General features: G+C 65.6%; 17 protein-coding genes. 6 read left to right on the forward strand and 11 right to left on the reverse strand.

Going from position 1 to position 25,972, the window contains the following annotated elements; genetic code table 11:
• Nucleotides 1–289: 289 nt before the first annotated feature.
• Nucleotides 290–2,470 carry a molybdopterin-containing oxidoreductase family protein gene (locus tag BerOc1_RS13880; protein WP_071546264.1) on the forward strand — a complete coding sequence of 727 codons (2,181 nt, stop codon included), beginning with the start codon at nucleotides 290–292 and terminating at the stop codon, nucleotides 2,468–2,470.
• Between the two features lie 364 nt (nucleotides 2,471–2,834).
• On the forward strand, nucleotides 2,835–6,365 hold the full coding sequence (locus tag BerOc1_RS13885; RefSeq protein WP_165610823.1) for a PAS domain S-box protein: 3,531 nt from the start codon (nucleotides 2,835–2,837) through the stop codon (nucleotides 6,363–6,365).
• Here BerOc1_RS13885 and BerOc1_RS13890 read toward each other — a convergent pair.
• Complete coding sequence (locus BerOc1_RS13890; protein WP_071546266.1) at nucleotides 6,350–8,233, reverse strand: response regulator; 1,884 nt, start codon at nucleotides 8,231–8,233, stop codon at nucleotides 6,350–6,352. The two genes, BerOc1_RS13885 and BerOc1_RS13890, sit on opposite strands and share 16 nt — an antisense overlap.
• Before the next feature lie 118 nt (nucleotides 8,234–8,351).
• Between BerOc1_RS13890 and BerOc1_RS13895 the strand changes: the two genes are divergently transcribed.
• The 3 genes from BerOc1_RS13895 to BerOc1_RS13905 all read left to right on the forward strand — a co-directional run bounded on the left by BerOc1_RS13895 (nucleotide 8,352) and on the right by BerOc1_RS13905 (nucleotide 13,811).
• Entirely contained in the window at nucleotides 8,352–10,337 is a 1,986-nt protein-coding gene (locus tag BerOc1_RS13895; RefSeq protein ID WP_242653006.1) for a methyl-accepting chemotaxis protein, read from the forward strand.
• A gap of 10 nt (nucleotides 10,338–10,347) precedes the next feature.
• Complete coding sequence (locus tag BerOc1_RS13900) at nucleotides 10,348–10,848, forward strand: chemotaxis protein CheW (protein ID WP_071546267.1); 501 nt, start codon at nucleotides 10,348–10,350, stop codon at nucleotides 10,846–10,848.
• A 98-nt stretch (nucleotides 10,849–10,946) separates the two neighbouring features.
• Nucleotides 10,947–13,811 carry an ATP-binding protein gene (locus tag BerOc1_RS13905; RefSeq protein ID WP_071546268.1) on the forward strand — a complete coding sequence of 955 codons (2,865 nt, stop codon included), beginning with the start codon at nucleotides 10,947–10,949 and terminating at the stop codon, nucleotides 13,809–13,811.
• 95 nt (nucleotides 13,812–13,906) lie between these two features.
• Here BerOc1_RS13905 and BerOc1_RS13910 read toward each other — a convergent pair whose 3' ends face one another.
• Nucleotides 13,907–16,621, reverse strand: coding sequence for a molybdopterin-dependent aldehyde oxidoreductase (locus BerOc1_RS13910; protein ID WP_071546269.1), 2,715 nt, complete (start codon nucleotides 16,619–16,621; stop codon nucleotides 13,907–13,909).
• Nucleotides 16,622–16,665: 44 nt separating this feature from the next.
• Nucleotides 16,666–17,688 carry a molybdopterin-binding protein gene (locus tag BerOc1_RS13915; protein ID WP_071546270.1) on the reverse strand — a complete coding sequence of 341 codons (1,023 nt, stop codon included), beginning with the start codon at nucleotides 17,686–17,688 and terminating at the stop codon, nucleotides 16,666–16,668.
• Between the two features lie 372 nt (nucleotides 17,689–18,060).
• Here BerOc1_RS13915 and BerOc1_RS13920 point away from each other — a divergent pair, with 372 nt between their 5' ends.
• A complete protein-coding gene (locus tag BerOc1_RS13920) occupies nucleotides 18,061–18,255 on the forward strand; it encodes a hypothetical protein (RefSeq protein WP_071546271.1) in 195 nt (64 codons plus the stop codon).
• Between the two features lie 5 nt (nucleotides 18,256–18,260).
• Here BerOc1_RS13920 and BerOc1_RS13925 read toward each other — a convergent pair whose 3' ends face one another.
• The 8 genes from BerOc1_RS13925 to BerOc1_RS13960 form a co-directional block, all read right to left on the reverse strand.
• Nucleotides 18,261–19,067: a hypothetical protein gene (locus tag BerOc1_RS13925; protein WP_071546272.1), complete on the reverse strand. Its 807-nt coding sequence runs from the start codon at nucleotides 19,065–19,067 to the stop codon at nucleotides 18,261–18,263.
• Nucleotides 19,068–19,183: 116 nt separating this feature from the next.
• Nucleotides 19,184–20,026, reverse strand: coding sequence for an FAD/NAD(P)-binding protein (locus BerOc1_RS13930; RefSeq protein WP_071546273.1), 843 nt, complete (start codon nucleotides 20,024–20,026; stop codon nucleotides 19,184–19,186).
• A complete protein-coding gene (locus BerOc1_RS13935) occupies nucleotides 20,019–21,089 on the reverse strand; it encodes a 4Fe-4S dicluster domain-containing protein (RefSeq protein WP_071546274.1) in 1,071 nt (356 codons plus the stop codon). Before BerOc1_RS13935 ends, BerOc1_RS13930 begins: the two co-directional genes overlap by 8 nt.
• A complete protein-coding gene (locus tag BerOc1_RS13940; protein ID WP_071546275.1) occupies nucleotides 21,089–22,054 on the reverse strand; it encodes a 4Fe-4S dicluster domain-containing protein in 966 nt (321 codons plus the stop codon). Before BerOc1_RS13940 ends, BerOc1_RS13935 begins: the two co-directional genes overlap by 1 nt.
• A gap of 12 nt (nucleotides 22,055–22,066) precedes the next feature.
• Nucleotides 22,067–22,540 (reverse strand): hydrogenase iron-sulfur subunit, encoded by a 474-nt coding sequence (locus BerOc1_RS13945; RefSeq protein ID WP_071546276.1) that lies wholly within the window; start codon nucleotides 22,538–22,540, stop codon nucleotides 22,067–22,069.
• Nucleotides 22,531–24,486: a CoB--CoM heterodisulfide reductase iron-sulfur subunit A family protein gene (locus BerOc1_RS13950; RefSeq protein ID WP_071546277.1), complete on the reverse strand. Its 1,956-nt coding sequence runs from the start codon at nucleotides 24,484–24,486 to the stop codon at nucleotides 22,531–22,533. Before BerOc1_RS13950 ends, BerOc1_RS13945 begins: the two co-directional genes overlap by 10 nt.
• Nucleotides 24,486–25,388: a CoB--CoM heterodisulfide reductase iron-sulfur subunit B family protein gene (locus BerOc1_RS13955; protein ID WP_071546278.1), complete on the reverse strand. Its 903-nt coding sequence runs from the start codon at nucleotides 25,386–25,388 to the stop codon at nucleotides 24,486–24,488. Before BerOc1_RS13955 ends, BerOc1_RS13950 begins: the two co-directional genes overlap by 1 nt.
• A complete protein-coding gene (locus tag BerOc1_RS13960) occupies nucleotides 25,385–25,936 on the reverse strand; it encodes a 4Fe-4S dicluster domain-containing protein (protein WP_071546279.1) in 552 nt (183 codons plus the stop codon). The genes BerOc1_RS13955 and BerOc1_RS13960 overlap by 4 nt, the downstream gene beginning before the upstream one ends.
• Nucleotides 25,937–25,972: the final 36 nt, after the last annotated feature.

Consider the following 25,972-nt stretch of genomic DNA (forward strand, 5'->3'; position numbering starts at 1 on the left):
GACGTTGCCTGCCCCGGATACACCGTATCGGCCGCCGTGGCGTCGCTTGTCATGTACTTTTTTTTCGACCATAAGTCGATTTTTAAATTGACCAAGGGTCGATTTTTATCCAGGATTGAATCAGCCCCGCTTGCGCCAAGTGAGCGAGCCGGGTTAAGAACATGGACTGGGGTCCCTCAAAAAGTCCGGGGGCCGGCGGCGGAGGAGGAAACCGCGCCGGGGACCGGGACTGGGCGGCTTCGCCTGCGGCAACCGGGGTCCCGTACCAATAGCGGTGGAGGAAAACACCATGGAAGTACGCAGAAGCTATTGCGGTCTCTGTCATCCCCGGTGCGGCACGCTGCTGCACATCGAGGGCGGCAAGGTCGTCAAGATCACCGGGGACCCCGATCATCCGATTTCTCGCGGAGTCCTATGCGAGCGCGGCCGGTTGATGCTGGACCATATCTACCATCCCGACCGTCTGAATCACCCCCTGAAGAGGGTCGGTGAACGGGGCGAGGGGCGCTGGGAGCGGATCAGCTGGGAACAGGCCCTGGACGAGGTGGCCGAAAAGCTGGCCAAGCTCCGGGACCAGCACGGGCCCGAGACCCTGGCCTTCACGCACGGGACCAAGCGGACCTATCACTGGGACTGCCGCCGGTTCTTCAACCTGTTCGGCTCGCCCAACACCTGCGGCGTGAACACCATCTGCATGTGCCCGAGCTACGCCACCGAATACGCCACCTACGGCGGCATGGTCATGGGCAGCGAGATTCCGGGCGCGAAGTGCGTGGTCCTGTGGGGGCATAACTCCTCCAAGTCGTACCCGACCTTCACGTACCCCATGATCAACGGGGCCCAGAAGCACGGGGCCAAGCTCATCGTGGTGGACCCGCGCCGGATCAAGGAGGCCGAAAAGGCCGACCTGTGGCTGCAGATCCGGCCCGGCACGGACATGGCCATGATGATGGGCTGGATGCGCCACATCATCGCGGAGGAACTCTACGACAAGGATTTCGTGGCCAATTACACCATCGGCTTCGACGAGCTCAAGGAGGCCGTGGAGGCCTACACGCCGGAAAAGGTCGAGGAGATCACCTCGGTCCCGGCCTCGCTCATGGTCCAGGCGGCGGAGATGTACGCCACGACCTCCCCGGCCGTGCTGCCTTTCGGCCTGGGGCCGGACAAGCAGGGTGTCAACGCCACCCAGTGCGCCAGGGGGCGGGCCATCCTGCGCTCCCTCACCGGCAACCTGGAGGTTCCGGGCGGCGACAACATCAGCCTGGCGGGCGACATCGCCAAAATCCATGACTGGACAGCGCTGGAATGCAACGACATGATTTCCGCGGAGCAGCGGGCCAAGCAGCTCGGCAGCGACGAGTATCCGTTCTTCGGTTTCCCCGGTTGGGAACGGAACACGGCGGCCAACGCCAAGCTCCCCGAGGGCTATCTGGCCCCGCCCGAGGCGTGGCACTCGAACCTGGCCCACGCCAGGCCCGTCATGGACGCCATCCTGACCGGCAAGCCCTATCCGGTGACCGCCGCCATCACCCTGGCGAACAATCCGTTGCTCGCACTGCCCAACACTCAGCACGTGTTCGAGGCTCTCAAGGCACTCAAGCTCTACGTGGTCATGGAATACTACATGACCCCGTCCGCGGCCATGGCCGACTACGTCCTCCCCGCGTCCACCACGGTGGAGCAGCCCGAGATGTGGTTGACCCGTGATTTCTGCGTGGCCTGCCCGCAGGGCATCGACAAGATCGAGGAGCGCCGCGACAGCTACTACTTCTACCGGCAGCTGGGGCTGCGCCTCGGCCAGGAGGAGCACTGGCCGTGGGAGACCGTCGAGGACGTCTACGATTACTGCCTGGACCCTCTCGGCCTGACCTTCAAGCAGTTGGCCGAGCGGAACGGCGTGTTCGGTGAAAGGGAGTACCGGCGGTACGAGAAGTACGGCTTCGGCACCCCGTCCGGCAAGGTCGAACTCAAGTCCTCGATTTTCGAGGAGCTGGGCGCGTCCCCGGTGCCCGTGTACCGCGAGCCCGTGTGGAGCCCCAAGAGCGAGGACCCGGACCTTACCCGGGAATACCCGCTCATCCTGATCACCGGCAGTCGGTACCTGCCCATGTATCACTCGGAACAGCGGCAGATCGAAAAGGCCCGCAAGAAGGTCCCCGATCCCCTGGTCTCGATCCATCCGGACACGGCCGCCAAGCTTGGGCTGGCCGAAGGGGACTGGGCCGTGATCTCCACCCCGCAGGGGTCCATCCGCCAGCGCGTTCGCATCACGGATGCCATGCACCCGAGCACGGTGGACGCGCAGCATTCCTGGTGGTTCCCGGAACGCAACGGCAAGTTGCCCGAGCTGTTCGGCGTGTTCGAGTCCAACACCAACATGCTCTGCCCTGACGATCCCGAGTTCTGCAGCCCGGAGATCGGCAGCTGGCCCCATACGGCGCTCATGTGCCGCGTTGAAAAGGAATAGCCGGAACCGGCGTGAGCCGGATCCAAGACGATACAGGCCCCGCAATGCCCTGCGCATTGCGGGGCCTTGCTTTTGCCGGGGCGATGGGAGAAGGGGGGGCGGACGCACCGCTTTCGTTTGGATAGGCCTTGGCAAGGATGGGCGCGGCGTGTATCTGATTGTATGCTGGCACTTGTTGCAGCGGGCGGATGGACCATAGGGGGCTTTCCCGATTCCCGGGCAGGCCGGACAAGGCGACTTTCTTCGCGAGGAGACGGGGCAGTGCTGTTTTTATCTTTATATTCCCATGTGTAAGGCGGTGCGCCGGGCAAATGGGGCGGACGTGGCCCGGCCTTGTGCATGGCGTGGGCTCATGGTGGCCGCGATGCTCGCCGTGATCCTGGCCGTTCCGGCGTTCCGCCGGGCGGACGCCCTTGCCGCGCGCACGGAACCGTCCCGTTCGCCGCAGGGGGTGCGCCCTTCCGAATCCGTGTCGCGGGCATTCTTGCCGGAATCCATTCTTGTCGCCCAGTCCGTCGGAGGCGCGGACAGTCCGTCCTCCGGCCCCGCGGCCTCGCCCGCTCCGGCCGTTCGGGATGGCGCGCAGGGCGCGCTCTGGGCGGTGTCGGCGGTATTCCTTTTCGCCGGGTTGCTCCTTGGCGTGCGCTTCGCGAGGCTGCGCGACCGGCTGGACCGGCGCGAACGGGAACTGGCCGAGAGCGAGGAGCGGTTCGCCATGCTGGCGGACGCGTCCCTTTCCGGGGTGGCCATCATCCGGAACGGCGTGCTCCTGGAGGCCAACGAACGGTACTACGAGATGTTCGGCTACGCCCCGGAGGAGATGCTCGGCAGGGATATCCTGCCCTTGACCGTGGCCTCCGGTCAGGTGGAGGCCATTCGCCGGGGGGACTGCCTGTCCCGGGCCTGTTCGTTCGAGTCCGTGGGGCTGCGCCGGGACGGCTCGACCTTTCCGGCGGAGTTCCGGTCGAGGGCTTTTTCCTATCGGGGCGAGCCCGCCGCCGGGGTCGTGATGACCGACATCTCGGCCCGTAAGCGGCGGGAGGACGAGCGGACCTGCCTCCAGGAAAGGCTCCAGTCCCTGTGGAACGTGGCCCGCATGGCCGAGGCCAGCTACGACGAACTCTGCGAGCTGGTTCTGGCCGAGGTCCTGCGCCTGACCGGGAGCGAGTATTCCTTTTTCGGGTTCTTTGACGAAGTCGTGGACGCGATGGTCGTCTACGCCTGGTCGCCCGAGGCCATGGACATCTGCTCGGTCCGGGCCGGATCCAGGACGTTCCCGTTGAGTTGCGGCGGGTTGTGGAGCGAGGCCGTGGCCCGGAAACGGAGCGTCATCCACAACGACTACGGACAGGCCGGCGAGTGGAAGAAGGGGCTGCCCGAGGGCCACGTGCCCATCCGGCGGTTGATGTCGGTCCCCTATATCCGCGACGGAAAGGTGCACGCGCTGGCCACCGTGGCCAACAAGTCGACCGCCTATACCGAGGAGGACGCGGCCCAGGTCGAGGCCTTTGTGGCCAACGTCATGCTCCTGGTCGACAGGCGCAGGGCCATCGAGGACCGGCGGATATCCGAGGAGCGCATGACCATGGCCTTCGACGCCGCCAGCGACGCGGTCTGGGACCTGCGCTTCGACAGCGATGAGGCCTACCTCAGCCCGCGCTGGTTCACGATGCTGGGCTATGAGCCCAACGAATTTCCCTTTTCCAGGGAAAAAGTGCTGTCCCTCATCCATCCCGACGACGTGGACGGAATCATGAACCTGCTGCGGCGCCATTGGGACACCGGGGAGGCATACCGCGCGGAGTACCGCATGCGCACCAAGGACGGCGGCTGGCTCTGGATCCTGGACCGGGGCGAGGTGGTCGAACGGGACTATCTGGGCAATCCGCTGCGCATGCTCGGCACCCACGTGGACATCTCCTGCCGGAAGCGGCTGGAAGAGCGGCTGCGGCGGCGGGAACACGACCTGAAGAAGTCCCAGAGCATCGTCCGCCTCGGCAGTTGGCATCTGGACCTCTCCAACCGGTCCATGGTCTGGACCGAGGAGCTGCGCAGGATGTACGGGCTTGCCCCGGACGCCGACCCCCTGCCGTATACAGGGCTCGGACGGCTGTTCAAACCGGATGACGCGAAGCGGCTCCTGGAATCGCTGGACCGGACCGTGGTCACCGGGGAGCCCTACGAACTGGAGCTGCGTACCCGGGGAGACGACGGCGGCCAGGGGTGGATGTGGGTCCGGGGCGAGGCCGAGTTCGACGCCGCGGGCGGGATCATCGGCCTGTGGGGCGCGTTCCAGGACATCACCGCCAGGAAGCGGCTGGAACTGGAGAGGCGGCGCAAGGACGAAACCTACCGCAAGATTCTGGACAGTCTGGATGCGGGGGTGATCGTCATGGACAGCGACACCACGATCCGCAGCGTCAATCCTGCCGTCTGCGCCATGATCGGCATCCCCGCCGAGGAACTCATCGGCACCAGGGGCGACCGGACGCTGGAGGGATGGTCGTTCTTCCGCGAGGACGGGAGCGCCATGCCGGAGGAGGAGCGCCCCCTGTTCCGGGTGCTCTCCTCGGGCGTCTCCGTACACGGGCTGGTCGCTGGGCTGCGCAAGTCTCCCCGGGAAGACGTGGGCTGGAGGCTGGCCAACGCCGTGCCCCTGTACGAGGGCGACCGGTTGGTGCGGGTAGTGGTCAGTTTCGTGGACATCACCGAGTTGAAAAGGGCGCAGGACGCGCTCAGGGAAAGCGAGATCCGCTACAAGACCCTGCACGAGGCGTCGCGCGGGGGCATCGGCATCCACGACAACGGGTTGATCCTGGATTGCAACCAGGGGCTGTGCGCCATGACCGGGTATGAGATGAGCGAGATGATCGGGGCGGACGGGCTGTTCCTGATCGCCGAGCAGGCCCGTGAGGAGGGCAGGGAGAAGATCCACTCCGGGTTCGAAGGGGCCTACGAGACCTTCGGGGTGCGCAAGGATGGGCGGGAATATCCCGTGCGCATCGAGATGCGCAACATCCCCTACAAGGGGCGGGTCGTCCGGGCCGTGGAGTTTCGGGACATCTCGGACAGGAGGCAGGCGGAGCAGGCCCTGATCGACGCCAAGGAGGCCGCCGAGGCCGCCAACCGGGCCAAATCGGAATTTTTGGCCAACATCAGCCACGAAATCCGCACGCCCTTGAACGGGCTCATGGGGATGCTGCAGCTGCTCGAATCGTCCGGGCCGAGCCCGGAGCAGGGACGGCTCATCGAGATCGCCCAGTTCTCCGGGGAGCGGCTGACCCGGCTGTTGACCGACATCCTGGACATCTCGGCCATCGAGGCGGGCAAATTCGCCCTGTCCCCGGCCCCGGTGGACGTGCACGACCTGGTGGATTCCGTGGTCGGCCTGCTGGCCGTGACCACCGGGCAGACCGGGGTGTCGCTCGGCGCCTTCATGGATCCGGACGTGCCGGAGCGCGTCCTGGCGGATGAGATCCGGCTGCGCCAGATCCTCTTCAACCTGGTCGGAAACGGGCTGAAATTCACCCAACAGGGCTCGGTCTCGCTGCATGTCTCCGCGTTGGGCTCGGACAACGGCCGGGGCGGGCTGCTCTTCGTCGTCTCGGACACCGGCCCCGGCATGGCGGATGAGGAGCTCAAGACCGCCTTCGAGACCTTCGGCCAGGTGTCGCAGGGGCTGGCCCGCTCCCACCAGGGGGCCGGGCTGGGGCTGCCCATCGTCAAGCGGATCATCGACCTGATGGGCGGCACCCTGTGCGTGGACAGCGCGCCGGGACAGGGAACCTCGGTCTACGTCTCCCTGCCGCTCGACCCCGTCGGTCCGGAGCGGGAGGCGTCCGAGGGCCGTCCGCGCGGTGTCGGCGGTGCGCCGTCCGGTCAGTCGCCGAGATAGCTTTCGATCATTTTCTTGAGTGCCGCGACCTTGAACGGCTTGGTGATGAGCTGGTCGATCCCGGCGTCCTCGTAGCGCTGCCGGTGTTCCGGGGTGGCGTGGGCCGTGACCGCGATGATCGGCGTCCGGGCGTTGAGCGCCCCCTCCCGGCGCATGGTCCTGGCGATGGTCACGCCATCGACGTCGGGGAGCTGGATGTCCAGGAGCACGAGGCTGTACCGCTGCTCGTCGAGCCGGGACAAGGCCTCCCGGCCCAGGGCGATGGCCTCGGCCCGGTAGCCTTCGCCCTGGATGACGCTTTCGGTGAAGAAGCGGCTGGGGGCGTCGTCCTCCACGACCAGGATGGGCAGCCTGGCGTCGATGGCCTCGCGGGCGGGCTCGGCCTCGGGCTGCGCGGGGATCTGGATGGAAACGGCCACGCCGCTGCCGGAGAGGCGGTCGACGTTCACCGTGCCGCGCAAGGCCTCGACCATGGGCCCGACCGTGGACAGCATCCAGGACGCCTTGCCGAATCCGCCGACGGAGTTCGGAAACAGGGATTCGTTGGTCACCGGTTCTCCGACCGCCGGACTCGACGCCGTCAGGCTCAGAAGGCCTTCCCCGGCCATGTAGTCCAGGGTCAGTCCGACCGAGCCCCAGGTGGTGGCCTTGAGCAGGAAGCCGACCACGCAGACCGCGATCTGCTGCAACCGCTGCGGGTCGCCCACGATGCGCTCGGGCAGGTTGGGCGAAACCGTCAGGGTCAGCCCGATGTCCGGAGTGAGCCGGGCGCGGACGAGGTCCCCGGTCCAGTTCTCGGCGGCCCCCCTGGGCGAGAACGCCTCGGCCAGCGGGCACAGGCCCGACGGCATCTCGAAGAAATCGTTCATGTTGTCGATGGTCGTGGAGATGAGGCTGAGGCTGGCGGCCAGGGTGTCCTCGCGCAGGTCCGCCTTCTCGACCACCAGCCGGTTGACCAGCGAACGCAGTTCATAGGCGCTCTGCTTCAGGTACTCCCGCTGCACGTCCCTCTGTCGGGCAATCTCCTCATTGACCGCGCGCAGCTTGCCCTCCAGCTCCTTGCGGGCCGTGATCTCGCGCTTGAGTTCCTCGATCCCCTGGGAGAGCTGCCGGCTCTGCTGCCTGACCGTGCCGCTCAGGGCATGCTGCGCCTGGCGCAGCTCCTCCCGGGAGGCCACTTCCCGGGTGACGTCCTGGATCAGGCCGACCCGGACCACCCCGTCCGGACCGGAGGTCTCGAAATCCCCCCATATGCGGATGTACCGGGGGAGGACGTCCTTGTCCTCGATGCGCAGTTCGCAGGAATAGGGCTTGTGCAGGCGGCAGGACTCCCGCTCCACCGCGATGAACCGCCTGCGGTCGCCCAGGTCCAGGGCCCGGACCACGGCGTCCAGGCTCGGCGGGGTGTCGTCCGGCAGGCCGAGGATGGCCGGGGTGTGCGAGGACCATATGGATCGGTCGGCGCCTTCCTCCAGGTGGAAGAACCCGAGCGCGGCGAAATCGTAGATCCGGTTCATCCGGGACTGGCGCCGCTTGAAGTCGTGATCCGCCTCGATCACGTCCTCGGACATGTGCTTCATGTCCCGGACCAGGCGGGAAAAGAGACGGGGCCGCTGCTTGATGATGGCCAGCACGTCGCCCGAGACCTTGCCGCCCAGGGCGAGCATGTAGTCCGGGTCCTCGCCCAGTATCTCGGCCAGGGCCACGATCTTCTCCTCGGAGAGTTTCGTGGCCACGCCGCGTTCGACCTTGCTCAGGTAGGACTGCTCGATGCCGATGCGCTTGCTGACCTGCAGTTGCGAGAAGGCGCGGTCCGCCTTGAGCAGCTCCTCCCGCTTTTGCTTTATGAAAGTGCCTAGTTGTCTCATATTATTATAACAGTATCGCACTTTACATAAGATGCAAAGTGTGCAAGGTATGCAATACCTAGTACCCATAGGTACTAGTTGCGAGTATTACATATAAAATGTTCGGGGGGAATCCGTTATGTTGAAGAACATGAAACTGGGCCTGAAATTGGGATTGGGGTTCGGTTGCCTGATACTTATCGCGACCATGCTTGGCGGTCTGGCCGTATACAACATGCACAAGGCGAGCGATGGGTCCACCCGTCTGGCCGATGCCTATGTCCCGGAGGTCGGCATGGCCACGGACATCGAACGGTCGTCGCTGCTGACCATGTACGCCATGCGCGGCTATTCCTTCAGCCGCGAGGAGGGGTTCTGGGAACGGGCCGTCGGGTATATGGACGACGAGCAGAAGGCCTTGAGGAATGCTGAGGCCCATTACGGCCGCTACCCCTACCTGGTCAAGCTCAAGGCCAACACAGAAAAGGCCAAGGGCGACATCGACGGCTATTCGGAACTGGCCTCCAGGTCCCACGATCTGATCGCGGCCCTGACCGCGAGCCGCGACGCGATGAACGGACCGGCCCGGGCATACATGGAGAACTGCAAGCGGTTCCTGAATCTGGCCGAGGAGGCCATGAAGCAGGACATGGAGTCCGGGGCGACCGAGGGCATGTTGCTCGATCGGTTGGAGAAGATACATATGATCAGCGACGTCATCGGGCTGGGCTATGAAACGCGCCTCAAGAACCTCATTGCCCAGGCGGACAGGAATCCCGAGTTCATGCGCGCTGGGCTGGAGGACATGAAGAAGATCGAGGCCATGCTGGACGAACTGGCCGCGACCACTTGGCGCGAGGAGAACCACGAGCAGATCGAGAACATCCGCAAGGCCGCCCAGGAGTATGCCGCGGCCATGCAGGCGTTCCTCGACAACTCCCTCGCCCTCCAGGCCCTGACCCGGGAGAGCGAGGCCCTTGGAGCCAAGATCATCGAGTCCGCCAAGCAGACCGCCCTGGCCGCCTCCGGGGCGTCCAAGGCCCGTGCCGACGCGGACGTGAAGGATCTGGAGACCGCGTCCCTGGTGATGATCGTCGGCCTGGTCGCGGCCCTGCTGCTGGGTGTCGTCCTGGCCGTGTTCCTGACCAGGGCCATCACCGGGCCGGTCATGCAGGGCGTGGCCTTTGCCCGGAAGCTGGCCCAGGGCGACCTGACCCAGACGGTCGACGTCCACCAGTCCGACGAGATCGGCATCCTGGCCGAGGCTCTCAGGAACATGAAGGACAGGCTGACCGGCGTGGTTTCCGACGTCCAGGAGGCCACCGAGAACGTGGCTTCGGGCAGCGAGGAGCTGTCCGCGTCGGCCGAGTCCCTTTCCCAGGGGGCCACCGAGCAGGCCGCGTCCATCGAGGAAGTTTCCGCCTCCATGGAGGAGATGGCCGCCAACATCAGCCAGAACGCCCAGAACGCCAAGGATACGGACGCGCTGGCCACCAAGGCGGCGGCCGACGCCCGGAAGGGCGGCGAGGCGGTCAACCAGACCGTGAGCGCCATGAAGAGCATCGCCGAAAAGATTTCCATCATCGAGGAGATCGCCCGGCAGACCAACCTGCTGGCCCTGAACGCGGCCATCGAGGCCGCCCGGGCGGGCGAGCACGGCAAGGGCTTCGCCGTCGTGGCCGCCGAGGTCAGGAAGCTGGCCGAACGGTCGGGCTCGGCCGCCTCGGAGATCAGCGAACTGTCCTCGACAAGCGTGGCCGTGGCCGAGGACGCCGGGCAGATGTTGGCGGCCCTGGTCCCGGACATAGAAAAGACCGCGTCCCTGGTCCAGGAGATCGCGGCCGCCAGCAGCGAGCAGAACGCCGGGGCCAAGCAGATCAACCAGGCCATCAGCCAACTGGACTCGGTCATCCAGCGCAACGCCTCGGCGTCCGAGGAAATGGCCTCGACGAGCGAGGAGTTGTCCAGCCAGGGGCAGCAGCTCCAGATGACCATGTCCTTCTTTACTGTGGCCCAGGGCTTGCCCGGCGGGACGCAGGGGCGGGTTTCGGTCGTCAGACGGTCGCCTTCCGCCCTGCCTCCGGCCGAAGGCAAGGATCGGGACACCGATTTCGAACGGTTCTAGGGGAGGCGGCATGGAGACAAGCGTCGTTTCTCAGGGCCAGTTCCTGACGTTCGCCCTCGGCGGCGAGCGCTTCGCCGTGGAGGTCGCCAAGGTTCGCGAGGTGCTGGGATCGACGGGAATGACCGACATCCCGCGCACCCCGGCCCACATGATGGGCGTCATCAACCTCAGGGGGCGCGCCGTCCCGGTCATGGACATGCGCCGGAAACTGGGCATGTGCCCGGCCGAGCGGACCGTGGACACCTGCATCATCATCCTGGAGGTGGCGTCCGGGGCCGGGGAGATCGTCATGGGCGCCCTGGTGGATTCGGTCCGGGAGGTGTCCGGGATCAATGAGGCGGACATCGAGGCCGCGCCGAGGATGGGACCCGGCGGCCGGGACGCCTGGATTCGCGGGATGGGCCGTGACGGGGACAGGTTCGTCATCATCGTCGACGTGGACGAGGTCTTTGCCGACGAAGTGCAATGGGCCGATGGATCGGCCGGAGAGGAAAGCGGCAGGGCCGCCTAGTTGTCGGGCGGCGGGAGGAGCAGCCGGGGGTAACGATATTCGGGGAACGGCGTCCGGCCGTTCGGATTCCCCAAAAGCGCATGACAGGAGGTCGAGCGATGTGCGGGAACAAGATGGAACTGTCCTTGGGCGCCGAGGAGGGGCGGATTCCCCTCGTGGTCCGGGACGAACCGCAGGGCGGGGACGCTTGCCGCGGCACGCCCGCCGAGCGCGACGACCGGTATCGCCGGTTGGTCGAGGAACTGCCCGTCCTGATCCTGGAAATGCTCCCTGACGGCGCGATCTCCTACGTCAACGCGGCCGCTTCGGATTTCTTCGGTTTTTCCATGACCCGATGCGGCGAACTTCCCGAGCCGACTTTCTGTGCCTGCCACCTGGAGGCCATCTGCGGCCTGCTGCCCTCCCTCACCCGCGAGGAGCCGCTGACCTCGTTGACTTCGCGGGTCGACTTCGGCGGCACCACCCACTGGATCGAGTGGAGTCTCAGGGGCAGGTTCGACGACAACGACACCGTCCAGCGCTTTCTGGTCGCCGGTTTCGACATCACGGAAAAGAAGTGCCGCGAGGAGCGGTTGCTGGAGAGCCGGGAAGTGGCGCTGGCCGCGAACAAGGCCAAGTCCGAGTTCCTGACCAACATGAGCCACGAGATCCGCACGCCCCTGAACGGCGTCCTGGGCATGATGCAACTGCTCCAGGAGTCGGATCTGAGCTCGGAACAGCGCGATTTTGCGGACATCGCCGTGCAGTCGTGCGCCAGGCTGGCCAGCCTGCTCTCCGACATCCTGGACCTGTCCCGGGCCGAAGCCAGCAAGATGCCGCTGGCCCCGAGGCCCTTTTCCCTGAATGGGCTGGTCGCGGACGTCCATTCGCTCTTCGGCCCGGCCGCGCGGCAGAACGGCGTGCGCCTGACCTGTTCGGTGGACGAGGCCGTCCCGGACGTTCTGTTGGGCGATCGGCTGCGCATCCAGCAGGTCCTGAACAACCTTGTGGGCAACGCCCTGAAATTCACCCGCTCGGGAGAGGTGCGCATCGAAGCCTTCCGGCAGCTGCCCGCCGACCATGAGCGATTCCGGGTCCTGTTCATGGTCTCCGACACCGGGATCGGCGTGCCCGACCGGATGATCCCGTCGCTCTTCACCTCCTTCACCCAGGTCTCCACCGGGTTTTCCCGGCTGTTCGACGGCGCCGGGCTCGGGCTGGCCATCTGCAGGCGGCTGGTGGAGCTCATGGGCGGCAATATCGCCATGGAATCCGAGCCGGGCGCGGGCACGACCGTGGCCGTCAGCCTGCCGCTGGTCCCGTTGAGGCACGGCGTGTTCGGCAAGGGCGGCGACAAGGGGGAGGGCCCTTCACCCGGGACCGGGGTGCGCGTGCTGGTCGCGGAGGACGACTACGTGGACAGCTATTCGGTGCGCGTCATGCTGGAGAGCGCCGGGTTCGGCGTGCGCACGGCGGAAAACGGCACGGAGGCTCTCCGCCTGCTGGCGGAGCACGATTTCGACGTGGTTTTGATGGACGTGCGGATGCCCGGGATGGGCGGCATCGAAACCACGGAGGCCATCCGCAACGGAGAGGCCGGGCCGGGCAACGCGACGATCCCGGTGGTGGCCATGACCGCCTACGCCCCACCGGGCGACCACGAGCGGCTGATCAAGTCCGGCATAACCGGCTTCGTGCCCAAGCCCGTGGGCAAGACCGTCCTGTTGTCGGCCATGCGGGAGGCCCTGGGCGGGGGCGCGGACGAGCGTCCGGCCGTCGCGCCGGACGTTGTGTCGGCCGAGGGGCCGCCGGGTGAGGACGTTTGGCGTCCCGCGCCTCTGGCCGGAGCGGAGCCGGACACGCGGTTCGCTTCCGCCTACAGAAGCCCGCTTGACGAGATCGAATGCGATTTCCTCGAGATTTCCCAGAACTCCTGTTCCGTGTATTTCAGTTTTTTCCCCCTGCCCCTGCTCGTCCTGAACAACCACCGCCAGCTCGTTTTCGCCAACCAGGCCTGCCTGGACATGCTCGGGCTGTCGAGCGTGGAGGACTTCCTGGGACACCGCCCGGGAGAGGCCATACAGTGCGCCTATTCCGGGCTCGAGCCCGGGGGCTGCGGGACGTCCCGGTTCTGCCGGGAGTGCGGCTTGGTCCGGGCCGTGCTCGGGTGCATGGAGAGCAATGGCCCGTCCACGCACGACACCCGGATTCTCCAGTCCGTGGAGGGCAGGTGCCAGGCCAAGGATTTCCGCGTCCACGCGGTGCCCTTCAGCGTCGGAGAGGCCCGGTTTTACGTGGTCACCATCCAGGATATCAGCGACCTGAAGCAGCGTGAACTGCTGGAGCGGACGTTCTTCCACGACATCATCAACACCGCCGGAGGGGCCCGGAACCTGGTGGAATTGCTGCAAAGCGAGGGGGACAGCGAGCTGTGCGAGCTCAGCGGCCTGCTCTGCACGGCCCTGAACGGCCTGGTGGACGAGATCATGAGCCACAGGGACCTGATGATGGCGGAAAGGGGGGACTACCCGCCCCACGAGTCGCGGGTCATGTCCGGGAAACTCCTGGAGGACGTGACCAGGGAGTTGCTCTCGCAGCCCCTGGCCGAGGGACGGTCCATCCGGATTTCCCCGTCCTCCGAGGACCACGCGGTCTGGGCGGACCGCTCCCTGCTGCGCCGGGTCCTGGTCAATATGCTCAAGAACGGCCTCGAGGCCACGGAGGTCGGCGGCACGGTCCATGCGGGCTGCTTCTCCATCGACGGCCGGGTGGTCTTCGAGGTGCGGAACGATCGGGTCATGGAGGAAAAAACGCAGCTTCAGGTTTTCAAGCGGTTCTACTCCACCAAGGGGCAGGGCCGCGGGGTGGGCACCTATTCGATCAAGCTCCTGACCGAGAACTACCTGGGAGGCAAGGCCGAGTTCGTGTCCAACGACTCGGTCGGGACCGTCTTCAGAGTGTCGATTCCCGAAATGGCGGATTAGGGGGCCGCTTATCCTTTGAACAACTTCGCGCAAAAGAGGGCGGCCGCCGGAGATTCCGGCGGCCGCCCCTGTTGTTCGGTTCTTGATGCGATCCGCTAGCCCTTGAGACCGGCCAGCACCTTTTCGGGGTAGGCGGGCAGCTCGCGGATGCGCACGCCGCAGGCGTTGTAGATGGCGTTGATGATCGCCGGGTGCGGTCCGCACAGCGGGACCTCGCCGACGCCGGAAGCGCCGAACGGGCCGTCGGGGCGCGGGGACTCGACGTAGACGATCTCCATGTCGTCCGGGATGTCCTTGATGTACGGGATACCGGCTCCGGCCATGGTCGAGTGCTTCTTGATGTCCTCGTAGTCCTCGGACAGGGCCAGGCCGATGCCCTGGGCCAGGCCGCCGTAGATCTGGCCGTCCACCAGGAGGAAGTTGTTGACCACGCCGATGTCGGCCACCATGGTCATCTTCTCCACCGTGGTCTTGCCGGTGGCGACCTCCACGGCCACCTCGGCCAGGAACACGCCGTACATGTAGCAGCAGAAGGGGTTGCCCTGGCCGTTCGCGTCGCAGTCGTTGGCGGGCGCGGTGAACTTGCCGTTGTAGCGCAGTTCCAGGCTCTCGGCGGTCATCTCGTCATAGGTCCGGAAGGAGCCGTCGGCCTTCTTCATGGCCGCGACCAGCTGTTCGCAGGCATTCTTGGTGGCGCCGCCGACCATGACCTGGGAGCGGCTGCCGCCGGCCGGGCCCGCGTTGGGTGCCAGGCTGGTGTCGCCCATGACCAGATGAATCCGGTCCGGAGCGATGTTCAGCGGGCGCAGGGCCTCGTGGGCCGTGCCCAGGGTGCCCATGTCCGCGCCCTGGCCGTGGTCTCCCCAGCAGGAGTAGATGGTCACCGAGCCGTCCGCGTTGAGCTCGGCGTCGACCTCGGCGGTGTCCGGGCCGTCCAGGCCGGAGCCGTAGATGCCCAGCGCCAGGCCCACGCCGCGCTTGACCTCGGCGGTGGAGTTCGCGGCCGCCTTTTTCTTGGCCTCTTCATATTTGGGCCGCGCGATGTCGAGCATCTCGGGCAGGGAGTAGACCTCGGGATCCTGGCCCGTGGGCGTGGTGGAACCCTTGCGGTAGACGTTCTTGTAGCGCAACTCCAGCGGGTCCATGCCCAGCTTTTCGGCCAGCTCGTCCATCAGCACCTCGGACGGGAACTCCGCCTCGGGTCCGCCGTAGCCGCGGAAGGCCGCGCCCCAGCAGTGGTTGGTGCACACGGTGCGGCCCTCGCCCCGGATGGACGGGATGTTGTAGCCCGCGCCGATGAACTGCGCGCCGCGCAGGGTCAGCAGGTCGCCGAACTCGGAGTACGGGCCGTGGTCCACGGTCCAGTCGGTCTCCATGCCAAGCAGCTGGCCGTCGTTGGTGGCGGCCATGCGCACGGTGGTGAACTGCGGGGAGCGTTTGCCGGTGTAGGTCTGCTGCTGGTGCCAGTTGTAGCGCAGGAAGACCGGACGGCCGGTGGCCAGGGAGGCCGCGCCGACCAGGGCTTCCATGGTGGGCGAGAACTTGTAGCCGAAGGTGCCGCCCGTGGGGTTCTGGACCAGGGCCATGTTCTCGGGCTCCACGCCCAGGCCCGGCGCGATCATGTACATGTGCAGATGCACGCCGATGGACTTGGAGTGGATGAACAGCTTGCCGTTCTCGTCGGTGTAGGCGAACCCGACGTCCGGCTCGATGGGCATGTGCGGCTGGCGCTGCGTGTAGTAGTCGCCTTCGATGACCACGTCGGCCGCATCGAAGACGGGCTTGGTATCCTCGCCCTTGGCCACGTTCTGGATGTAGTAGACGTTGGGCGTGCCCGGGTGGATCTCGATGGCGTCGTCGGCCATGGCCGCCTGGGCGCTCATGTACTCGGGCAGCTGCTCCAGCTCCACCTTGACCTTGGCCACGGCGTCGTGGGCGTGGTCCTCGGTGTCCGCGCAGACGATGGCGATGGCGTCGCCGTACTGGAAGACCTTCTCATCGCACAGGATGGGACGGTCCCAGCCGTCGCCCTTGTTGGTCGGGAAGGTGATCAGGCCGGTGATCCGGTTCTTGCCCTTGACGTCCTTGTGGGTCACGACCTTGTACACGCCGGGCATCTTTTCGGCCTCGGTCACGTCGATGGACTTGATGTTGGCGTGGGAGACCTCGGCCTGGACCAGGGCGCAGTGCAGGGTGTCGTCGGGCAGCTTCAGCCCCAGGTCCGCGCCGAAGTCCCAGGTGCCGGTGACCTTGGCCACGGCCGAGGGGCGCGGGTACTTGGTGCCCCAGATGCGGCCGTCCTCGGGAATCTTGAATTCCAGGTCGGAAAGAGGGGCCTCGCCGCGCATCACTTCGGCGGCGGCCATGACGGCGTCCACCAGCGGCTTGTAGCCGGTGCAGCGGCAGACGTTGCGGTATTTCTGGAACCAGTCGCGGACCTCCATGCGCGTCGGGTTCGGATTGGTCTCGAGCAGGGCGTAGGTGGACACGATGAAGCCGGGCGTGCAGAAGCCGCACTGCGCGCCGCCGTAAGCCATCCAGGCCATCTGGATGGGGTGCAGGTTGCCGGGGGTGCCGATGCCCTCCAGGGTGGTGACCACTGCCCCTTCGGGGACCCGGCCCATCTTCCGGGTGCACGAACGGATCAGCTTGCCGTCGAGAATGATGCTGCAGGAACCGCACTGGCCCTGGCCGCAGCCGACCTTGACGCTGGTCAGTCCAAGGCTTTTGCGCAGGACGTCGGCCAAAAGGTCGGTGGATTTCGCCACCACCATCCGGCTGACACCGTTTACCATCAGTGTCTTTTTCATAGGGTTTTCTCCTCTGTCCGGGTTGCGATTGGAGCCAATTCCAATCAGTCGTGTTTGCCAAAGGAACAGAGCGGATAGCGGCAGGTATCGCATCCGGCGCAGAAGCCGCCATGTCCCATGGAAATGATGTCCGAGCGGTTGAGCCGCTCACCGGCCAGCAGCCGGGGAACGACCAGATCGAAGATGGAGGCCCGGTAGTACATGACGCAGCCGGGCAGGCCGAGGATGGGCACGTCGCCGAGGTAGGCCAGCAGGAACATGGCCCCGGGGAAGGTGGGCGATCCGTAGGTGACCACGTCCGCGCCCGTGGCCCGTATGCCCGCAGGGGTCTGGTCGTCCGGGTCCACGGACATGCCGCCCGTGACCATGACCATGTCCGCGCCGTCGACCACGAACTGGAGGATGGCGTCGCGGGTGGCCTCGACCTCGTCGCCGACGAATGTCTGGCCCATGGACTTCGACCCCAGGAGGCCGAATTTTTTGTTCAGCACCGGGCCGAATTTGTCCTTGATGCGGCCGTGGAAGATCTCGCTGCCGGTGGTCACGATGCCCACGGACATGGGTTGCAGGGGGCGGACCTGGATGACCGGGTAGTTGGCGGCGCAGATGGCCTCCACCTGCTCGATCTTGGACTCGTCCACCACGAGCGGGACCACGCGGGTCCCGGCCACGTCGCGCGGGGCGGTGAAGGTCATGCCCGTGTGCATGGTCGAGAGCACGACCTCCTCGATGGAGTTGATCTCGTAAAGGGCCTCCACGTTGATGTCGAGCAGGCCCGGGTCGGCCTTCATGTTCACGCGGCCCTCGGACACGGGGCTCAGGGTCAGCCCGGGCCCGGCGGCGGCCTTGGCGATGCGCACGGCGGCCTCGTCCTCGTGGATCTTGCCCGGGGGCATGTCCAGGACGTAGATGTGTTCCTTGCCGATCCGCAGCAGGACGGGGATGTCTTTTTCGGTGACCACGTGCCCCTTGCGGAAGGCCGGGCCCTTGTATTCGTCGGGAACGATGCGCGTCATGTCGTGGCAGAGCACCATACCCACGGCGCTTTCAACCGGAACTACCTTCATGTCCAGGACTCCTTATTACTGCATCAAGGCCATTGACCATGCTTCAAAAATGTACTATAAAAATAAATTTTAATTTTTTTGCATTTTACACGGCAAGATGATGTTCGTTCCAACTTCCCGTTTTTGCTGTATTTCTATTTTCCCTCGATAAAAAATAGCCGATTTTAAGGGTTTGACGCGGTTTCTGACCTACGTTACGCCGGACTTGTGGGCACCGGTTTTCCGGTGTCGGCGGGCCGACGACAGGCGGTGTGTTTCAGGTAAAGGAAACCGCCTGCCGCCGGACCCACTCAACAGTCAATGCGCCGTGCCGCAGGCTGGTCGTGTCGGAGCGCCGCCTGGGCCGGGAGCGTGAAAACAATCGGAGTAGATATGAAGATAGCCATCGAAATCAACGTGTTCGGCGAGAACATCTCAAAGGTTGTGGAATACCCGGGCACTCCTTCGAGCCAGGGCGAAGTCATCCAGTGGCTGATGAGCCAGACCGACTACAAGTGGGCCGACTACGAGCACGCCCCCCAGGCGGACCGGCTCATGTACAATTACCGGGACGGCGCCATCAACTAGACCCTTCATCGTCTCTCCCCGCCCGCCCGAGCCTGCCTGCTGATCTCCAGTCCTCCTTCCCCAAGGCTCAGACGATACAGGCTCACCGACGTGCGCAGGCGGTTCACGGATTCCTCGACCTGGACCGGAACGGCCTGGGCATTGCCGGACAGGGCGGGGAGACCCGAGAAGGGGATGCAGATCCGGTCGCTGTAGTGCATGACCCCGTGCAGCCAGCGGTCCATGGAGACCTTGGGCAGCTGGAACCGCTCCCGGACGAACCCCTGCAGGTTGTCCAGGCGTTGCAGCGAGATGAGCATCTCGGGGTTCAGTTCAATGAGACAGAACCCGGCCTTGTCGTCGAACAGGGCCTTCTGAATGGGCTGCAGATAGCAGGTGAACCGCCCGTCGCGGATCTTGATGCGGCCCGATTCCAGCCTGCGCAGCGATTCGGCCACCCGGCGCCTGTCCGTGGTCCCCGCCCTTTTGAGCACTTCCCTTGCCAGACCCCTGAGGTCCATTTTTCGGGTGCAGGGAGCCGAGGACTTCTGCCGGGGGAACCTGGCCGCGCAGGCCAGAAATACGTCCTGGTCGAACTGGTCGAGCCGCACGCCCGTGTAGTGGAGGGTGCGGTGGGCGCAGGTCGACTGGATGGGATAGTCGCGCACGCGCACCCGGCGCCGCACATACTGTCCCTGAAACAGTTCCGAGGCGAAAAAGAGTTCCGGCGGCAGGCTGAGGAACGCGCATTCCTTCTGCGTCAGGGCGTCGGTTCCGCCCGGGGCCCAGCCCTGTCCCATCCATCCTTCCACCGGCATGTCGTCGTCGTACATCCTTGCTTCTCCTCTGTCGTTTGTCGGGACGCACCGGGTACCCGTCCGCGCACCCGGGGTGTGGCCCGGAGCGGCTTTCGCCGCCCCGGGCCACGGAGGCTAAGGTGATGAGGTGTCTATAATTCGTTGGGCAGCTCCTTGAGCTGCTTGTTGGTGAAGACCGGGCCGTCCTTGCAGACGTACTTGGTGCCTATGTTGCACCGGCCGCAGATGCCCACCCCGCACTTCATTCTCTTCTCCAGGGTGGTGATGATCTGCTCGTCCTTGAAGCCCAGCGTGTGCAGGGCCTCTATGGTGAACTTGATCATGATCGGCGGGCCGCAGGTCACGGCAAAGGCGTTCTCGGCCGAGGGGGCCATCTCCTTGAGCACGTTGGGGATCAGTCCCACGTGGTGCGGCCAGTCCGGGGTGCCGTTGTCCACGGTCAGCTCGGTGGTCATGTCCTCGCGCTCGAGCCAGTCGGGCAGTTCGTAGCTGAAGGCCATGTCAAAGGGGCTGCGCGCGCCGTAGAGCAGGGTGATCTTGCCGTAGTCGTCGCGGTTGTCGAGCATGTACAGAAGCAGGGTCCGCAGCGGGGCCATGCCGATGCCGCCGCCGACGAAGACGATGTCCTTGCCCCGCATCTCCTTGTAGGGGAAGCTGTTGCCCAGGGGGGCGCGCACGCCGACCTGGTCGCCCGGGCGCAGCTTGTGCAACTTCTCGGTCAGCTCGCCCACGCGCATGACGCTGAACTGCAGGTAGTCCATGCGGGTGGGGGTGGAGTTGATGACAAAGGTGGATTCGCCCACGCCGAAGACGGACAGTTGTCCCACCTGTCCCGGCTCGAACCGGAAGTTCCGCATGGCATCGGGGTTGTTGAGGGTGATGCGGAACGTCTTGATGTTCGCCGTCTCCTCAATCACTTCCTGGATGGTGCCCATGTCGGGAAGATACAGATTGCTCGCGTCGGTGCTAGTCATTGGCGTGCTCCTGTTTGGCCAAGGCGCGGTCCCGCGCTTGGGCGACGATGGCCCGGACGTCCATGGACACGGGGCAATGCACGATGCACCGCCCGCATCCCACGCAGGCGAGGTTGCCGTCGTGCAGTTCGGGATAGTAGCTGAACTTGTGGCCGATCCGGTTGCGCATGCGCTGGGCCTTCCCGTTGCGCGGGTTGTGGCCGCTGCCCTCCAGGGTGAACTGGAAGGACATGCAGTTGTCCCAGGTCCGTACCCGGACACCGTCGTCGCCGTTGATCTCGTCGGTCATGTTGAAGCAGTAGCAGGTCGGGCAGAGGTAGCTGCACGCGCCGCAGCTGAGGCACTTGGCCGCCACCCCGCCCCAGAATTCCTGGTCGTCGAAGAGCCGGAGCACTTCGCCCTGGGCCCCGCCCAGGGGATCGCCTCCGGGCATGGACTCGGCAACGTCCTTGCGGACCTGGCGGGCCTCCTCCAACCGGCCTTCGGCCTCCACCAGGGGCTGTTCCGCCAGGAACGCCTCGCCCCGCTCGGTCACGGGCTCGATCACGTAGCCGCCCTCCACGGGCGTGAACAGGATATCCGAGCCGTCCGTGTCGCCGGGGCCGCCGCCCACGCGGTTGCAGAAACAGGTGTCCGCGGGATCGGTGCAGGCCAGGGCGGCCACGATGGTCTTGTCCCGGCGGGTGCAGTAGTAGATGTCCCGGCGGGAGCCGCCGTCGTAAACGCGGTCGAACACGGTGAACCCCTTGGCGTCGCAGGGCCGGGCCCCGAACAGGAAGGCGTCCCGGTCGGGCAGGGTCTCGCGGACCTCGAGTTCGGTCCGGGACGGCACGCCCTCGCCCTTGGAGTAGTGGAACTCCAACAGTGTTTCGCAGCGGGGGAGCAGTGCGGCTTTGGCTGATGCGTCGGCCAGCCCCTCCAGATCCAGCTGGCTGTCCGCATCAAGCGGCGCGAAGAGAGTCTGTCCCCCCTGTCGCACCGGCGCCAGGACCTGCCGGGTCTCGGCCAGGGAAAGGAGCCAGGGCATGAGCTTGTCGTCGGCGATGTATCGTGCGGTGAGCATTACCACTCCCTCTCCTTGATGTTTTTCTCCTCTTCACGGAATTCGAACAGCGGCGGGGCCTGGTCCGGGTCGGTCCCGGCCCGGTAGTCGAACAGGTCCTGAATGCTGCGGTTGAGGGCCTGCTTCAGGGTCATGATCGGCAGCCCCATGGGGCAGGCCCGCTCGCATTCGCCGCATTCGGTGCAGCGCCCGGCCGTGTGCAGGGCGTGGATGGCCTGGAACATGAGTTTTTCCCGGGGGTGGTCGGTCTGGTCCACCCAGTGGGGCTCACGGCTCTGGGCCGCGCAGTGGTCCTGGCAGACGCACAGGGGGCAGGCGGACCGGCAGGCGTAGCAGCGGATGCAGCGGCTCATCTGGTCCTCCCAGAAGTGCAGGCGCTCCTCCATGCTCATGGCCTCCAGCTCCTCCAGGGTGGTGGCCGGGGTCTCGGTCACCCGGGGCGGTTCGCCGTGCTCGCCGATGAAGTGGTCGCAGACCTCGGCGTCGGCCCCGGTGCAGGTGAAGCATTTTTTCTGCAACACCTCGGCCAGGGGCAGGGTCCTGGGCTCACCGGACATGGAGAAGCTCGCGGTCCCGCCGTTCACGGACACGGATTCCAGGCCGCCGCGCAACGAGCCCAGCGCCTTGCGCGCCGCCCGGGCGTCCACCGCACCGGTGCAGTGCAGGCCGAAGATGGTCACGTCCTCGCGGTCGATGAGCTTCTCCTGGAGCAGTTCGACCAGGGACCGGGCGTCGCACCCCTTGACCACGATGCCGACCTTCTTGCCGCGAAGGCCGGGCAGGTATCCCGCCAGGTTCTGGGAACAGCGGGGGTCCCATTCGATACGTTCGACATCCGCCTCTTCGGTGATGAACAGCGGGGTGTGGCTCAGGGGATCGGGGCCCGCCGCCCAGGCGATGACCATGTCGAGGCCGGGCAGCGCTTTCTTTATCTCGGTTTTCAGATCGTCAATGGATGATGCCATTGCGGGACTCCTTTAAAGGGCCTGGGTCTGGTCCATGTGACACAGGCACATGTCCAGGCTGGTTCCGGACTTGAAGCCGGGCATGGGGCCCAGCGCGTGCACCTGCTCGGTGAAGCTGGTGACCACCGACCGCCAGCGCTGGCCCTCGGAGGCCGAGACCCAGGTATATTCGAAGCGGCCGGGATCGACGCCGATGACGGGCAGCAGGGCCTTGAGGACCTCGAGCCGCCTGCGGGCGTAGAAGTTGCCTTCGGAATAGTGGCAGTCCCTTGGATGGCAGCCGGAGACGAGCACGCCGTCGGCCCCGTTCATGAACGCGCGGACGATGAACAGCGGGTTGATGCGGCCCGTGCAGGGCAGCCTGACGATGCGCAGGTCCGTGGGCTGGGCGAACCGGCCCACGCCCGCGGTGTCGGCTCCCGCATAGGAGCACCAGTTGCAAAGGAAGCCGATGATCCGCAGTTCCTTTCCTTCGTTTACAGACATAAGGTGTTCACCTCGGCGAGTATCTGGTTGTCGGTGAAGTGGCGGAGCTGGATGGCCCCCTGCGGGCAGGCGGCCGTGCATACGCCGCAGCCCTGGCATACGGTCTCGACGACCGAGGCCTTGGGCATGCCCCGGAAGTCGATCATCTCGATGGCCCCGAAGGGGCAGACCGATTCGCACTTGCCGCAGCCGATGCAGCGCACCAGCTTGACGCCCGAGACCTGGGGATCGCTGGCCAGCTTGTCCTTGGAGAACAGGGCCAGGACCTTGGCCGCGGCCGCGTCGCCCTGGGCCACCGAGGACGGGATGTCCTTGGGGCCCTGGCAGGACCCTGCGAGGTAGATGCCCGCGGTGTTGGTCTCGACCGGCTTGAGCTTGGGGTGTCCCTCCAGGAAGAATCCGTACGGGTCGTAGGAGATGCGCAGCTTCTCGGCCAGCTCGCCCGCGCCCTTGGCGGCCTCGGCCCCCACGGCGAGAACGATCAGGTCGGCCTCGATCTCCACCTGCTGGCCGAGCAGCGTGTCCGCGCCCTTGACCAGGTAGCGGCCGTTCTTGGGCTGGATGGCCGAGACCCTGCCCCGGATGTACCGGGCCCCGTATTCCTCCATGGCCCGCCGGGTGAACTCGTCGTAGTTCTTACCGGGTGAGCGGATGTCCATGTAGAAGACGTAGGACTGGGAGTCGGGCATGTGGTCCTTGGTCAGGATGGTCTGCTTGGCCGTGTACATGCAGCAGAAGCCGGAGCAGTAAGGGCGGCCGATGGACTTGTCGCGGGAGCCCACGCACTGGATGAAGACGATGTCCTTGGGCTCGGTCCCGTCGGACGGCCGCTTGATGTGCCCCTCGGTGGGGCCGGAGGCGGACAGCAGGCGCTCGTACTGCATGGACGTGATCACGTCCGGATACCGGCCGCCGCCGTATTCGCCGTACTTGGTGAAGTCGAACAGGTCGTAGCCCGTGGCCGCGATGATCGCGCCCACCTGCTCGGTGACCAGTTCGTCCTGCTGGTCGAAGCGGATGGCCTCGGTGGGGCAGGCCTTGGCGCAGGCGCCGCACTTGCCCTTGGTCAGCATGATGCAGGCCTCCGGGTTGATGGACGCCTTCTTGGGAATGGCCTGGGGAAACGGGATGTTGATGGCCGTGGTCGTACCGATGAATTCGTTGAAGCGGTCCGGGGTCTTCTTGCTCGGGCACTTGGTGGCGCATTCCCCGCACCCGGTGCAGGCGTCCCAGTCCACGTACGCGGCCTTGCGGCGCACGGTGACGTCGAAGTTGCCGACGAATCCCTTGACCGAGTCCACCTCGGACAGGGTGTACAGGGTGATGTTCGGGTGCTGGGCCACGTCGACCATCTTGGGGCCGAGGATGCAGCTCGAACAGTCCACGGTGGGGAAGGTCTTGTCGAGCTTGGACATCTTGCCGCCGATGCTCGGCTCGCGCTCGACCAGGACCACTTCGAGCCCGCCGTCGGCGCAGTCCAGGGCGGCCTGGATTCCGGCCACGCCGCCGCCGATGACCATGACCCGCTTGTTGATGTCGAACTCGCCGGCCTCGAGATAGTCGTTGCGGCGCAGCTTTTCGACGGCCATGTGGACCAGTTCCTCGGCCTTGCGGGTGTTGGCCTCCTTGTCCTTGCCGACCCAGGAGACGTGCTCCCGGATGTTGGCCATCTCGAACATGTACTTGTTCAGGCCCGCCCTCTCCAGGGTGCGCCGGAAGGTCGCCTCGTGCATGCGCGGGGTGCAGGAGGCCACGACCACGCCGTCCAGGTCATAGGTCTTGATGGCGTCCACGATGCCCGCCTGGCCCGGTTCGGAGCAGGCGTACATGGTGTCCGTGGCGAAGACCACTTCGCGAAAGTTCAGGGCCGCCTTGGCCACGGCCTCGGTGTCCACGGTTCCGGCGATGTTGCTGCCGCAGTGGCAGACGAAGACTCCGATATTCATTAGGCCCCCTCTCCGGTGCGCCCGGCCAGGGAGGCGAGCAGGGGACGCGGACTGACGCAGAGTTTGTCCATCATGGTGCTCGTCTCGCCCTGCCCGGCGGCAAGGCCGGCAAGTTGCGTATAGTAGAAGACGGGCATGTTGTGCCCGCTGTGATTGGCCTTGTTGATCTGCGACTGGCGCATGTCCAGGTTCAGCTGGCACAGGGGGCAGGCCGTGACGATGGCGTCGGCCCCGGCCTCCTCGGCCGCGTCCAGAATGCGCCCGGAAAGCTTGGCGATGACGTCCTTGCGGGTGGTGCCCAGGGACGCGCCGCAACAGTCGGTCTTCAGGGCGAAGGGCAGGACCTCGGCCCCCAGTTCGGCCAGCAGGTTGTCCAGGGCCATGGGGTTTTCCGGGTCATCGAACTGCATGATCTGCGGCGGGCGGATCATGATGCAGCCGTAGTAGGGGACCACCTTGAGTCCGGCCAGGGGCTTTTGGACCAGCTTGGCCAGGGCTTCGAGGCCGAGGTCCTCGACCAGCATCTGGAGCACGGATTTGATCGGCAGGTCGGCCGTCAGCGTCCGCCCGACCACCAGTTCCACTTTGCGGTGGAATTCGGGATCGGCCAGCCGGTGCTGGGTGGTCTTGAGATTCTTCAGGCAGCTGGGGCAGGGCGTGAGGATGCCGTCGAGTTTCCGCTCTTCGGCCATGTCGTCGGCGATGCCCAGGTTGCGGCCCACCAGGCAGGCTGACAGCAGGTGATCGACCGCGTGGGCCGGGGTGGAGCCGCAACAGTTCCAGTCGGGGATCTCCACCAGCTCGATGCCCAGGCTTTCGCACAGGGCGCGGGTGGAGGTGTCGTACTCGAGCGAGGTGCCGAGTCCCGAGCATCCCGGATAATACGCGTAACACAGACTCATTGTTTCTGCTCCCGATAGCGGTCGAAAATCCCTCGGATTTCAGCCAATTTCTTGATGTCGTGGGCCCTCAGGCCCAGCTTGCCCTTGCGCAGGGCCATGGGGGCCAGGTCCACGTCGGTGAACATCCGGCCGGTCTTGCTCACGTAGTTGGCCATGAGCCCGAGCTCGAAGACGCGGCCGTGCTTTTCCACGGATTCCAGGAAGGCCTTCCAGAAGGCGCCGACCGCCTTTTCGCTGACGATGTCCTCGCGCCGGGCCATGTGGCGCAGGACGTCCATGATCCTGGCCACGTCGATGTCGTTGGGACACCGGGTGGTGCAGGTCTCGCAGGAGGCGCACAGCCAGATGGCGTGGGAGGACAGGGCTTCCTGCTTCCTCCCGGCCTGGACCAGGCGCATGATCTGGTTGACCGGATAGTCGTAGGCGAAGGAAACCGGGCACCCGGCGGTGCAGTTGCCGCATTGGTAGCAAAGGGCGAGGTTCTGCTCGCTCTCCCGCTGCACCTCGGCGATGAATTCTGAATCAAAGGTCTTCGGGCTGGATGACATGGACGTGACTCTCCGTGTTGGTGGCAAACGGGCGGC

Source organism: Pseudodesulfovibrio hydrargyri, assembly GCF_001874525.1.
Lineage (GTDB): Bacteria > Desulfobacterota > Desulfovibrionia > Desulfovibrionales > Desulfovibrionaceae > Pseudodesulfovibrio > Pseudodesulfovibrio hydrargyri.

Bases quoted from the DNA above. Each gene is read 5' to 3' on its own strand.
- BerOc1_RS13930 (WP_071546273.1), bottom strand. From the start codon at position 20,026: ATGACTAGCACCGACGCGAGCAATCTGTATCTTCCCGACATGGGCACC.
- BerOc1_RS13885 (WP_165610823.1), top strand. From the start codon at position 2,835: ATGCTCGCCGTGATCCTGGCCGTTCCGGCGTTCCGCCGGGCGGACGCC.
- BerOc1_RS13935 (WP_071546274.1), bottom strand. From the start codon at position 21,089: ATGCTCACCGCACGATACATCGCCGACGACAAGCTCATGCCCTGGCTC.
- BerOc1_RS13960 (WP_071546279.1), bottom strand. From the start codon at position 25,936: ATGTCATCCAGCCCGAAGACCTTTGATTCAGAATTCATCGCCGAGGTG.
- BerOc1_RS13955 (WP_071546278.1), bottom strand. From the start codon at position 25,388: ATGAGTCTGTGTTACGCGTATTATCCGGGATGCTCGGGACTCGGCACC.
- BerOc1_RS13905 (WP_071546268.1), top strand. From the start codon at position 10,947: ATGTGCGGGAACAAGATGGAACTGTCCTTGGGCGCCGAGGAGGGGCGG.
- BerOc1_RS13895 (WP_242653006.1), top strand. From the start codon at position 8,352: ATGTTGAAGAACATGAAACTGGGCCTGAAATTGGGATTGGGGTTCGGT.
- BerOc1_RS13900 (WP_071546267.1), top strand. From the start codon at position 10,348: ATGGAGACAAGCGTCGTTTCTCAGGGCCAGTTCCTGACGTTCGCCCTC.
- BerOc1_RS13880 (WP_071546264.1), top strand. From the start codon at position 290: ATGGAAGTACGCAGAAGCTATTGCGGTCTCTGTCATCCCCGGTGCGGC.
- BerOc1_RS13945 (WP_071546276.1), bottom strand. From the start codon at position 22,540: ATGTCTGTAAACGAAGGAAAGGAACTGCGGATCATCGGCTTCCTTTGC.
- BerOc1_RS13915 (WP_071546270.1), bottom strand. From the start codon at position 17,688: ATGAAGGTAGTTCCGGTTGAAAGCGCCGTGGGTATGGTGCTCTGCCAC.
- BerOc1_RS13910 (WP_071546269.1), bottom strand. From the start codon at position 16,621: ATGAAAAAGACACTGATGGTAAACGGTGTCAGCCGGATGGTGGTGGCG.
- BerOc1_RS13920 (WP_071546271.1), top strand. From the start codon at position 18,061: ATGAAGATAGCCATCGAAATCAACGTGTTCGGCGAGAACATCTCAAAG.
- BerOc1_RS13925 (WP_071546272.1), bottom strand. From the start codon at position 19,067: ATGTACGACGACGACATGCCGGTGGAAGGATGGATGGGACAGGGCTGG.
- BerOc1_RS13950 (WP_071546277.1), bottom strand. From the start codon at position 24,486: ATGAATATCGGAGTCTTCGTCTGCCACTGCGGCAGCAACATCGCCGGA.
- BerOc1_RS13890 (WP_071546266.1), bottom strand. From the start codon at position 8,233: ATGAGACAACTAGGCACTTTCATAAAGCAAAAGCGGGAGGAGCTGCTC.
- BerOc1_RS13940 (WP_071546275.1), bottom strand. From the start codon at position 22,054: ATGGCATCATCCATTGACGATCTGAAAACCGAGATAAAGAAAGCGCTG.